An 11,448-nucleotide genomic window follows, 5' to 3' on the forward strand; every position below is an offset into this window, starting at 1 on the left:
TGGACCTTTCAGGGCAACGGGGAGGGCTCGCTAGATGACGTACTGCGCGGGTCGCCGACCCGGACAGCGCGCCTCCGCGAGCGGCTCGCCGACCATGCCGGCGGCGAGCGTCCCCCCGTCGTGCGCATCGATCAGCAGGAACGCCCCGGTGCGCTGCGAGACCACGTAGTCCTCCGCGGCCACCGGCGAGGCCAACTTGAGCCGCACCTGCCCGATGTCGTTCAGCCCGAGCGAGTCCGCCGGGACGATCTCCGCGGAGTCCAGGTCCAGGCGCCCGACGATGTCCTTCACCACGGCCTGCACCGTGCGGGTCGTGTGCTTGACCAGCACCCGGGTCCCGGGCCGCAGCTCGCGGTCGGACAGCCAGGCGATCGTGGCCTGCAGGTCCTGGGTCGGGACGGGCGCGTCGACGACGGCGGCGATCAGGTCGCCGCGCGCGATGTCGACGTCGTCGGCCAGGCGCAGCGTGACGGACTGCGGCGCGAAGGCCTCCGCCAGCTCGCCGTCGGCCGTGTCGATGCCGACGACGGTGCTGGTGCGCCCGGACGGCAGCACCACGATCGCGTCGCCGACGGTGACGACGCCGGACGCGATCTGCCCGGCGTACCCGCGGTAGTCCCGGTAGCGCTCGTCGCGGGCGGCACCCTGCGGGCGGAGCACGAGCTGCACGGGCAGCCGGAAGGGGTCGGTCGCGGGGTCGCGCTGCGCGGGGATCTCCTCGAGCAGCTCGAGCAGGGCCGGGCCGTCGTACCAGGGCGTCCGCTCGGAGCGGTCCACCACGTTGTCGCCGGTGAGGGCCGAGACGGGGATCGTCCGCACGTCGAGCAGGCCCAGGTCGGTCGCGGCCACGGCGACCTGCTCGGCGAGCGTCGCGTAGATGTCGCCGTCGAAGTCGACCAGGTCGATCTTGTTCACGGCCACGATCACGTGCGGGACCCGCAGCATCGAGGCCACCGCGAGGTGCCGCCGGGTCTGCTCGAGCAGGCCCTTGCGCGCGTCGATGAGCAGCACGACGACGTCCGCGGTGCTCGCGCCGGTCACGGTGTTGCGGGTGTACTGCACGTGCCCGGGGCAGTCCGCGAGGATGAACGAGCGCCGCGCGGTCGCGAAGTAGCGGTAGGCGACGTCGATCGTGATGCCCTGCTCACGCTCGGCGCGCAGGCCGTCGGTGAGCAGCGCGAGGTCGGCGGAGTCCAGACCCCGGTCCCGGCTGACGCGCTCGACGGCGTCGAGCTGGTCGGTGAGCACGGACTTCGAGTCGTACAGCAGCCGCCCGACGAGGGTGGACTTCCCGTCGTCGACGGACCCGGCGGTGGCTAGGCGAAGCAGCGTGCTCATCAGAAGTACCCCTCTTTCTTGCGGTCTTCCATGGCTGCTTCGCTCACGCGGTCGTCGGCGCGGGTCGCACCGCGCTCGGTGAGGCGGGTCGCGGCGACCTCGAGGACGACGTCGTCGACCTCGTAGGCGTCCGAGTCGACGGCGCCGGTGCAGGACATGTCGCCCACGGTGCGGTAGCGCACGGTGCGGGTCTGGACCTGCTCGCCCTTGCGGGGCATGGAGTACGGCCCGACGGCGAGCCACATGCCGTCGCGCTGGAAGACCTCGCGCTCGTGGGCGTAGTACAGCTCCGGCAGCGCGATGTTCTCCGCAGCGATGTAGCGCCAGATGTCGAGCTCGGTCCAGTTGCTCAGCGGGAACACGCGCACGTGCTCGCCCGGAGCGTGCCGGCCGTTGTACAGGTTCCACAGCTCGGGGCGCTGATTGCGCGGGTCCCACTGGCCGAACTCGTCGCGCAGGGAGTAGATGCGCTCCTTGGCGCGGGCCTTCTCCTCGTCGCGGCGCCCGCCGCCGAACACGGCGTCGAACTTGTTGTTGGCGATGCCGTCGAGCAGCGGGAGTGTCTGCAGCGCGTTGCGGGTGCCGTCGGCACGCTCACGGAGCCGGCCGTCGTCCAGGTAGTCCTGCACCTTCTGGACCTCCAGGCGCAGGCCCAGCCGCTCGACCGTGGCGTCGCGGTAGGCGAGCACCTCGGGGAAGTTGTGGCCGGTGTCCACGTGCATGACGGGGAACCGCACCGGGCCGGGCCAGAAGGCCTTGGTGGCGAGGTGCAGCATCACCACGGAGTCCTTGCCGCCGCTGAACAGCAGCACGGGGCGCTCGAACTCGGCGGCCACCTCCCGGAAGATGTGGATCGCCTCGCTCTCCAGGGCCTGGAGCTGGGTCAGCCGGCGCAGTCCCGCGGACGGGGCGCTGACGTCGGTGAGGGTCATGGGTGGATCCCGCATTCCGTCTTGGAGAGGCCAGCCCAGCGGCCGGACCGGGGGTCGTCGCCCGGGGCGACCCGGTTCGTGCACGGCAGGCAGCCGATCGAGGGGTAGCCGTCGTTGAGCAGGGGGTTCAGGGTGACCTGGTTCTCCTGCGCGTACGCGAGCAGGTCGTCGAAGGTCCACGCGGCCAGCGGGTTGATCTTGACCAGGCCGTGCAGCTCGTCGAACGTCACGATCGGGGTGTTGGCGCGGGTCGGTGCCTCGTCGCGGCGCACGCCGGTCACCCACGCCTCGTACCCCTCGAGCTGCTCGGCGAGCGGCTCGACCTTGCGCATCCGGCAGCACGCCGTCGGGTCCCACTTGTTCAGCTCGGCGCCGAACTTCGCGTCCTGCTCGGCGACGGTCAGCTTGGGCATGACGTCCACGACGTGGATCGGCAGCTCGGCCTCGACCTTGTGCCGCGTCGCGACGGTCTCCGCGAAGTGGTATCCGGTCTCCAGGAACAGCACGTCCACCCCGGGGGCGGACTTCGAGACCAGGTGTGGCAGGACGGCGTCGGCCATCGAGCAGGCGACGGCGAGCATGCCGCCGAACTCCTCGGCAGCCCACGCGGCGACCTCCTGCGCGCTGGCGTCAGCGAGCCGCGGCGCGGCCTCGGCGACGACGGCGCGCAGCTCGTCCTTGGTGCGCAGCGGACGCTTGGCGGCGCGGACGGTGGGTTCGGCGGACGCCGCCGGGAGCGTGACGAGCCCCGGCAGCGCGCTTGTGAAACGGTCGGCGCTCACTGCAGGGCCTCCTCGTCGGCGCGGTGTGACCACTGGGCGAAGGTCTCGTCGGCGGACTCGCGCTCCTTGACGTAGCGGCGCGTGACGCGCTCGACGTACTCCGGGACGCCGTCGGCGGTGACCTTCAGGCCGCGCACGGTCCGGCCGAGGCCGGGCTCCTCGCGGTCGGGGGAGGCGAGGCCGCCGCCGAGGTGCACCTGGTAGCCGGGCACCTGCTCGCCGTCGTGCATGACGAGCTGGCCCTTGAGCCCGATGTCGGCGATCTGGATCCGCGCGCAGGAGTTGGGGCAGCCGTTGATGTTGAGGCTGATCGGCTTGAGGTCCGTCAGGTCGCCGAGGCGCTCCTCGAGGGAGCCGATGGTGGACACCGCGGTGGCCTTGGTCTCCACGATCGCGAGCTTGCAGAACTCCAGGCCGGTGCACGCGATGGTGGCCCGCCGGAACGAGCTCGGCTCGGCCTCCAGCCCGTTCTCCCGCAGCCCGACGACGACGGCGGCCACGTGCTCGGCCGGGACGTCCAGGACGAGCAGCTTCTGGTACGGCGTGAGCCGGATCCGGTGCGCGTCGACCGAGTCCGCGAGGTCCGCGACGGCGGTCAGTGCAGGGCCGGAGACGCGCCCGACGAACGGGGCGGCGCCGATGTAGAAGCGGCCGTCCTTCTGCTCGTGCACCCCGACGTGGTCCCCGGACCGGGTGGGCGGCGGGGCGGGCGGGCCGTCGGGCAGCTTGTAGCCGAGGAACTCGTCCTGCAGGACCTGGCGCAGCTTGGCCGGGCCCCAGTCCGCGAGCAGGAACTTCATCCGGGCCTTGTTCCGCAGCCGGCGGTACCCGTAGTCGCGGAACAGCGAGGTGACCGCGACCCACACCTCGGGGATCTGCGCCTCGGTCACGAACGCGCCGAGCCGCTCGCCCAGCCGCGGGACCACGCTCAGCGCGCCGCCGACCCACAGGTCGAACCCGACGCCGAGCTCGGGGTGCACCATGCCGACGAACGAGAGGTCGTTGATCTCGTGCACCACGTCGTGGCTCGGGTGCCCGGTGATCGCCGTCTTGTACTTGCGCGGCAGGTTGGAGAACTCCGGGTCGCCGATGAACCGGCGGGAGATCTCCTGGATGGCCCAGGTGGGGTCGATGATCTCGTCCTTGGCGACCCCCGCGACGGGGCTGCCCAGGATCACGCGCGGGACGTCGCCGCAGGCCTCGGTGGTCTTCAGCCCGACAGCCTCCAGGCGGCGCCAGATCTCCGGCATGTTCTCGATCTCGATCCAGTGCAGCTGGATGTTCTGCCGGTCGGTGATGTCCGCGGAGCCGCGGGCGAACTCCGTGGAGATCTGCCCGATCACGCGCAGCTGCTCGGTGCTCAGCGCGCCGCCGTCGACCCGGACCCGCAGCATGAAGTAGCGGTCCTCGAGCTCGTGCGGCTCGAGGGTGGCCGTCCGACCGCCGTCGATGCCGGGCTTGCGCTGGGTGTACAGACCCCACCAGCGGAACCGCCCGTGCAGGTCGTCGTCGGCGATCGAGTCGAAGCCCTCTTTGGCGTAGATCGTCTCGATGCGCTCGCGGACGCTGAGGCCGTCGTCCTGCGCCTTCCACGCCTCGTTGTGGTTGAGCGGTGCCTTACCGTCGACCGCCCATTGACCGTTGGGTCGGGCGGTGCGGGCTGTTGTGGTGCGGGCTGTGCTGGAGGCAGTCATCGTGCTCCTCGGCTCTCACGGGCGTGTACCGGTAACCGGGACACTCGTGGAAAGTGACCATGCCGGTGTGCTGGATAGCAGGCTGGGGGTGTGTGCGCAGCCCTGGAACGGCTGAGCGGGGACCGCGTATTGCGTCGGTCAGCGACAACAGCACGCACGGCGCCGCATGGCGCACGTGGTGTCGGCGCACATGGCGCCGTGTCGGAGAGTCACCTGGACAGGTTAAGGGAGTGTCCACATGGTGTCCAAGGGCGCCCGCCCCTTGGGATACGAGGTCGCGGACCTGCGGTTTTGCCGGGAGGGCAATCAGCGGTCGGCCACGGGACTGGCCGGGTGTGACCCAGCAGTCAGCCGTGCGGCGCCCGCGCTGGGCGGGGCGCCGGGCGGACCTGGCCTAAATTGTCCAGGTGAACACCCTCTTCGGAATCATCGTCGTGCTGCACCTGATCGGCTGGGCCATCGTTCTCGGGGGCACGCTCACCAACCTGCGCACCCCCAAGATCGCGACCGGGGTGCTGCACGGGATCCTGACCGCGCTCGGCACGGGGCTGCTGATGATCGCCCTCGCCGAGTCCCATGCCGTGAACGAGAGCTTCGACATGGCGAAGATCGGGACCAAGCTGATCATCGCGCTCGTCGTCACCGGCCTCGTGCTCTTCGGGACCAGCCGCCCGAAGCAGGTCTCCCGCGCCCTCGTCGGGTCGATCGCCGGCCTCACGGTCGTCAACATCGCGATCGCCGTCCTCTGGAACTGAGGCTCGCTACAGCCGTTCGGCGGCTTCCACCAGGGCGTGCGCCTGCCGCACGAGAACCTGACCGTCGGCCTTGGAGATCAGGCGCGGCGAGTAGTGGGCGGCGTCCTTGGACGCAAGGACTCGTCGTAGTTTCATCGGCAGGGTGCGGTCTACCAGATCGACTGTTTCGAGCAGCGCGGCTGCCTGGTGGTGGTCCTGGCCCCGGCTGTATTTCCCCAGGGTGAGTCCACAGATTGCGTCTGTGGCGGCGATCGCGGCGAGAACCGCCAGCGCCGCCGCCACGTGAGTCTCGTTCTGGGTGGCCGGCTCGCTCAGGACCAGCTCGGCGACATCGATGAACGCCCTGGCCTGGTCTCGGCGGGTGCGGGCTTCGGATGGCGTGCAGTCGGTGGACCGGGAACCTCCCCGCTGACTCACGACAGGCTTCGCAGGAGGTCGAGCAGGCGCTCGCCCATCACATGGATCTGCTCGGCCCGCCACGAGGCCAACAGCGGGTCATCGCCAGCGATCATCGCGGTCAGCGTGTCGGGTGCCGGGTTCACGATGTGCCCACGGTTTCCGGTCCATTTCATGATGTCGCTTGCCAACTGATCGATCTGCAACGCCTGCGTATCGGAGCTCGCGTTGTCTGCCGCGCTCATCACCACGAGGACGTCGATGTCGCTTGTCGTGGTGGCGTCGCCGCGCGCGAAGGAGCCGAAGAGGCTGGCGTGCAGGGGTTGGGGCGACCAGCCCTCGAGTGCGGCGGTGATCCGTTCGATGATCGTCGCTCGTATCCGGGTCATAGCAACGATCTCGCCGGCTGCCACGTGGTCCCGGTTGAGCAGGTAGAGCGTGGCGTGGGGATGGGCGTCGGCAAGGACGATGCCCTGACCGACGAGGCGCGCCAGGACCCGGCGCACACCGTCCGGGCTCCCCGCACCCGCCATCCGGTGAACCTGGGCGCCGCTCGTCCACGCTGTCGTCGCAGCGAGCGCATGCAGGACGGCCGCATCCAGGGTGGGGGTGACTACCGCCAATGGCATCGACAGATCCACGAGTCCTCCTCTCCGAAGATTTTCTGCATGAGCCGACTTTAATCGGCACATGCCGAGGATCCTATGCCTCATCGCTCTTGGCGCGGAGCGCACCGTGGGCCTGGTCGCCGGCTCGAGTTCGTCATTTTGGGGCGAGTTCGTCGTTTTCGACCGGCGAACTCGCCCCAATTCGGCGAACTCACGACGGCGAGTGTGCGAATGCGGCGAGTTCCTCGATTCGGCTCGAGTTCGCCGACGCTGGTGGGATCCGTCCCATGGGCCGACTCAGCTGCGGTGCTGCGTACTAGGCTTCGGCCTGCTGACGGCGGCGAACGCCCTCGGCGCTGATCGGGCGGAGGTGACGGTGATGGCCGCGCAGCTCACGATCGCGGACCTTGCCCGGCGCCTGGGCATCTCCAAGGCCTCCGTGTCCTACGCCCTGAACAACCAACCCGGGGTCGGCCCCGAGACGCGCGAGCGGGTGCAGACCCTCGCGCGCGAGCTCGGCTGGTTCCCCAGCTCGTCGGCCCGCGCGCTGTCCCGGGCCAAGACCGGCGCGATCGGGCTCGTGATGTCGCGCGACCCGGAGCTGCTGGGCACCGAGCCGTACTTCGTGCGGGTCCTGTCCGGCATCGAGCAGGTGCTGATCGAGGCGGACGTCTCCCTCGTGCTGCGCATGGTCGGGCCCGTCCCCGGTCGTGACCTCGAGGTCTACGAGCGCTGGGCGGGCGAGCGCCGGGTCGACGGGGTGATCCTGTTCGACGCTCGCCAGGACGACCTCCGGTTCCCGCTCGTGCGCCGGCTCGGCCTGCCCGCCGTCCTGCACAGCGCGCCGCAGGAATCGGCGCTGATGCCGTGCGTCTCCGGCGACGACCCCAACGACGCCGCCCTGGTCGTCGAGCACCTGCGCTCGCTGGGCCACCGGCGGATCGCGCACGTGATGGGTCCGCAGGTCTTCTTCCACGAGTTGCGACGGCGGGCGCTGGTCCGCGAGCAGGCGCTCCAGGCGGGGCTCCAGGTCGACGTCGTGCAGGGGGACTACACGCTCGACGGCGCGCACCGTCTGGTCCTCGAGCTGCTGCAGGCCCCCGAGCCGCCCACGGGGCTCATCTTCGCGAACGACCTGATGGCGATCGGCGGGCTCGACGCGGCCGCCGAGCTGGGGATCTCGGTCCCCGAGCAGCTCTCGATCGTGAGCTGGGACGACTCGATCCTGTGCCAGGTGGCGCGCCGCGGGGTGACCGCGCTGGACCGGAATCTGACCGAGTTCGGGCGGGCGTCGGCGCGCGTGCTGCTCGAGCAGATCGCCGACCGGAACCCCAGCGACGTCGTCGTCGGGCCGAGCACACTCGTGGTTCGCGGAACCTCCGGGCCCGCGCCGGCCTGAATCCCCGCTGCCTCCCTGGCGTGCAGCCGCGATATCTCAAGTCAATAACGATCCCTACGGATCGGCGGCGCGAGGCGTATGCTCGATGTGAACTGAATCGGTTAAGTACAGAGTTCGTCATCCCCCGACAAAGGAGTCGACTGGTGAAGCTACGCATTTTGACCGCCTCGGTCGCCGTCACAGCACTGTTGCTGGGCGCGACCGCTGCCTGTTCGAGCGGCTCGAACGACAAGGCGAAGGGTGGCTCGAGTTCGGGCCCGGCGACGCTCAGCTACTGGGCGAGCAACCAGGGGACCTCCCTGGACAATGACAAAGCGGTCCTCACCCCGGTGCTGGACAAGTTCACCAAGGACACCGGCACCAAGGTGAAGCTCGAGGTGATCGGCTGGTCCGACCTGCAGACGCGGATCCAGACCGCGGTCACGTCCGGCCAGGGTCCCGACGTCGTGAACATCGGTAACACCTGGGCCGTCTCCCTGCAGGCCACGGGCGCCTTCCTGCCGTTCGGCAAGACGGAGATGAAGGACATCGGCGGCGCCGACAAGTTCGTCCAGACGGCGCTCGAGACGGGTGGCAAGTCGGGCAGCGACCCGACCTCGGTGCCCCTTTACGGCCTCGCCTACGGCCTGTACTACAACAAGGCGATGTTCCAGGCGGCCGGTGTCCAGCCCCCCACGACGTGGGAGGAGATGGTGGCGGCGGCGAAGAAGCTGACGATCCCCGCGAAGAAGCAGTACGGCTTCGCCCTCGCGGCCGGCAGCTACACCGAGAACAACCACTTCGCGTTCATTGACGCGGCACAGAACGGCGCCGACGTGTTCGACAAGGACGGCAAACCGACGTTCACCAGCGACGGCGTGGTTGACGGCATCCTGCGCTACCTCGACCTCATGCAGACCGACAAGGTCGTGAACCCCGCGGATGCGCAGTACGACAACGGGACGCTCGCGGTCACGGACTTCGCGAACGGCAAGGTCGCGATGATCCTCAACCAGAACAACGCGGACGCGACGATCGTCTCGAACGGGATGAAGTCCGACGCCTACGGCGTCGTCGCCTTCCCGGCACCCGCGGGCGCGAAGACCGACGTCGCGAGCCACGTCGCCGGGATCAACCTGTCGATCATGGCGAACACGAAGCACAAGAAGGAGTCCCTCGCGTTCGTCAAGTACATGACGAGCCCGGAGGTCCAGCAGACGCTCGGCAAGCCGTTCGCGTCGCTGCCCGTCCTGAAGGCCGCCAAGGCCGCGTTCACGGACAACCCGACGGAGGCCAAGACCTTCACGGACATCTACAACACGCGGGCCAAGCCGCTGCCCCTGGTCCCGGCGGAGGACCAGTACGAGACGACCGTCGGCAAGGCGATGAATGACATGTTCGCCACGATCGCGACGGGCGGAAAGGTCACCAAGGCCGACGTCAAGAAGGCCATGCAGACGGCGCAGGACCAGGTCTCGGCCTCGATCGGCTGACGCCGTTCGACCGGCGCTGCCCGCACCCCCTTGTTCGCCCGAAGGAGAAGATACGTGGCCGTCATCTCGGATCCGACGACGAAGAAGAGGGGGGCGCGCCCGGAGATCCCCCGGGCGCGCCGGCGGCAGGGCTGGTGGTTGCCGTATGTGCTGCTCGCCCCCGCGGTGATCCTCGAGCTCGTCATCCATGTGGTGCCGATGCTCACCGGCATCTACATGAGCTTCCTCAAGCTGACGAAGTTCTTCATCGCCAACTGGTCCGCCGCACCGGCGGCGGGGCTGCACAACTACAGCCTGGCACTGGACTTCAATGCGGCTGTCGGTAAGGCGCTGCTCCAGTCGTTCCTGCTCACGTGCGCCTACACGGTGATCGTGGTGGCGGTGTCGTGGTCGTTCGGGATGGCCGCCGCGGTGGTGCTGCAGCGCTCGTTCCGGGGGCGGGCAGCGCTGCGGACCCTGTTCCTGGTCCCGTACGCGCTGCCCGTCTACACCGGCGTGATCACCTGGAACTTCATGCTCCAGCGGGACACCGGCGTGATCAACCACCTGCTCGGGGACAACCTCGGGCTGCTCACCGAGAAGCCGTTCTGGCTGATCGGGTCGAACGCGTTCGTGTCGTTGCTCGTGGTCGCGATCTGGCGGATGTGGCCGTTCGCGTTCCTGATGCTCATGGCCGGCCTGCAGTCGGTGCCGACCGAGGTCTACGAGGCGTCCGCCGTCGACGGCGCGCACGCGTTCCGCCAGTGGCGCTCGATCACGCTGCCGATGGTGCGCCCGGTGAACGTGGTGCTGGTGCTGGTCATGTTCCTTTGGGTGTTCAACGACTTCAACACCCCGTACGTGCTGTTCGGGACGTCCCAGCCGCCGGCCGGTGACCTGATCTCCTTCCACATCTACAACGCCTCGTTCCTGACCTGGAACTTCGGCCTGGGATCGGCGATGTCCGTGCTGCTGCTGCTGTTCTTGCTGATCGTGACCGGGATCTACCTTGCCGTCGTGAACAGGAGGTCCCAGCGTGCGTGACACCACCGCGTTCAAGGCGTTCCGGATCGTGGTCGTCACGGTCCTGGCCGCCTTCACGATCCTGCCGCTCTACGTCATGGTCACGTCCTCGATGAAGCCGCTGTCCGACGTCCGCGGCGCGTTCACCTGGTGGCCGACGACGATCACGTTCGAACCCTTCGTGCACATGTGGACCACCGTCCCGCTCGCGCGGTACTTCGTGAACAGCACGATCGTTTCCGTCTCGTCCACCCTCGCGAGCCTGGTCATCGCGATCTTCGCGTCCTACGCGGTCTCGCGGTACAGGTTCCGGGGCCGCGGCACGTTCACCACCACGGTGCTGTCCACCCAGATGTTCCCCGGGGTGCTCTTCCTGCTGCCGCTGTTCATTATCTTCGTGAACCTCGACAAGACCTTCGGCGTGCAGCTGGTCGGCACGCGCATCGGGCTGATCATCACCTACCTGACGTTCTCCCTGCCGTTCTCCATCTGGATGCTCGCCGGGTACTTCGACGGCATCCCGCGCGAGCTCGACGAGGCGGCCCGGGTCGACGGCTGCTCACCCGTCGGGGCGCTGCTGCGCGTGGTCCTGCCCGCCGCTCGACCGGGGGTCATCGCGGTGGCGATCTATGGGTTCATGACGGCCTGGGGTGAGGTCCTGTTCGCCTCGGTGATGACCACCGACACGAACCGGACCCTGGCGATCGGGCTCCGGCAGTACTCCACGCAGACCAACGTCTACTGGAACGAGATCATGGCCGCCAGCCTCGTGGTCAGCATCCCGGTCGTGATCGGGTTCCTGCTGCTGCAGAAGTACTTCGTCGCCGGGCTGACCGCCGGTTCGGTCAAGTAGCCTCGCGCGATGCATCGCATCGCGAAGCTCAGCCGCTCGACGCCGGCGCTCGGGGCATGAGCGGCGTCGGCGACGTCATCATCGGGCTCGTCCTGCTGGTCGGCCTGTTCGGGGTCGTGGTGCAGGTGCTGCCCGGCGGCCTGCTGGTGCTCGGCGGGATCGCGGTCTGGGCGGTCTTCGCCCGGACCGGCTGGGCCTGGGCGGTGCTGGCGGTCGC

General features: G+C 69.0%; 11 protein-coding genes. 5 read left to right on the forward strand and 6 right to left on the reverse strand.

Annotated features, from left to right (window positions below; all coding sequences use genetic code 11):
- Positions 1–30 precede the first annotated feature (30 nt).
- The 4 genes from VIM26_RS13050 to VIM26_RS13065 are packed head-to-tail and all read right to left on the reverse strand — an operon-like array spanning position 31 to position 4,746.
- Positions 31–1,338 carry a sulfate adenylyltransferase subunit 1 gene (locus VIM26_RS13050; RefSeq protein WP_331951837.1) on the reverse strand — a complete coding sequence of 436 codons (1,308 nt, stop codon included), beginning with the start codon at positions 1,336–1,338 and terminating at the stop codon, positions 31–33.
- Positions 1,338–2,270: a sulfate adenylyltransferase subunit CysD gene (gene cysD, locus VIM26_RS13055; protein WP_331951839.1), complete on the reverse strand. Its 933-nt coding sequence runs from the start codon at positions 2,268–2,270 to the stop codon at positions 1,338–1,340. Before cysD ends, VIM26_RS13050 begins: the two co-directional genes overlap by 1 nt.
- The gene (locus VIM26_RS13060) at positions 2,267–3,052 is read right to left on the reverse strand and encodes a phosphoadenylyl-sulfate reductase (protein ID WP_414696481.1); all 786 of its coding nucleotides are present in this window, start codon (positions 3,050–3,052) and stop codon (positions 2,267–2,269) included. Before VIM26_RS13060 ends, cysD begins: the two co-directional genes overlap by 4 nt.
- Positions 3,049–4,746 (reverse strand): nitrite/sulfite reductase, encoded by a 1,698-nt coding sequence (locus VIM26_RS13065; RefSeq protein ID WP_331951841.1) that lies wholly within the window; start codon positions 4,744–4,746, stop codon positions 3,049–3,051. The genes VIM26_RS13060 and VIM26_RS13065 overlap by 4 nt, the downstream gene beginning before the upstream one ends.
- A gap of 407 nt (positions 4,747–5,153) precedes the next feature.
- Between VIM26_RS13065 and VIM26_RS13070 the strand changes: the two genes are divergently transcribed.
- On the forward strand, positions 5,154–5,501 hold the full coding sequence (locus VIM26_RS13070; RefSeq protein WP_331951843.1) for a hypothetical protein: 348 nt from the start codon (positions 5,154–5,156) through the stop codon (positions 5,499–5,501).
- 6 nt (positions 5,502–5,507) lie between these two features.
- Here the strand turns inward: VIM26_RS13070 and VIM26_RS13075 are convergent, their stop codons facing one another.
- A complete protein-coding gene (locus VIM26_RS13075) occupies positions 5,508–5,783 on the reverse strand; it encodes a hypothetical protein (protein ID WP_331951845.1) in 276 nt (91 codons plus the stop codon).
- A gap of 131 nt (positions 5,784–5,914) precedes the next feature.
- Complete coding sequence (locus VIM26_RS13080) at positions 5,915–6,538, reverse strand: nucleotidyltransferase domain-containing protein (protein WP_331951846.1); 624 nt, start codon at positions 6,536–6,538, stop codon at positions 5,915–5,917.
- A gap of 346 nt (positions 6,539–6,884) precedes the next feature.
- Between VIM26_RS13080 and VIM26_RS13085 the strand changes: the two genes are divergently transcribed.
- The 4 genes from VIM26_RS13085 to VIM26_RS13100 all read left to right on the forward strand — a co-directional run bounded on the left by VIM26_RS13085 (position 6,885) and on the right by VIM26_RS13100 (position 11,231).
- Positions 6,885–7,904, forward strand: coding sequence for a LacI family DNA-binding transcriptional regulator (locus tag VIM26_RS13085; RefSeq protein WP_331951848.1), 1,020 nt, complete (start codon positions 6,885–6,887; stop codon positions 7,902–7,904).
- 143 nt (positions 7,905–8,047) lie between these two features.
- Positions 8,048–9,376 carry a sugar ABC transporter substrate-binding protein gene (locus tag VIM26_RS13090; protein ID WP_331951850.1) on the forward strand — a complete coding sequence of 443 codons (1,329 nt, stop codon included), beginning with the start codon at positions 8,048–8,050 and terminating at the stop codon, positions 9,374–9,376.
- Positions 9,377–9,430: 54 nt separating this feature from the next.
- Positions 9,431–10,399, forward strand: coding sequence for a sugar ABC transporter permease (locus VIM26_RS13095; protein ID WP_331951852.1), 969 nt, complete (start codon positions 9,431–9,433; stop codon positions 10,397–10,399).
- A complete protein-coding gene (locus VIM26_RS13100) occupies positions 10,392–11,231 on the forward strand; it encodes a carbohydrate ABC transporter permease (protein ID WP_331951854.1) in 840 nt (279 codons plus the stop codon). Before VIM26_RS13095 ends, VIM26_RS13100 begins: the two co-directional genes overlap by 8 nt.
- The last annotated feature ends 217 nt before the right edge of the window (positions 11,232–11,448 follow it).

Source organism: Pengzhenrongella sp., from assembly GCF_036565025.1.
Classification (GTDB): Bacteria; Actinomycetota; Actinomycetes; order Actinomycetales; family Cellulomonadaceae; genus Pengzhenrongella.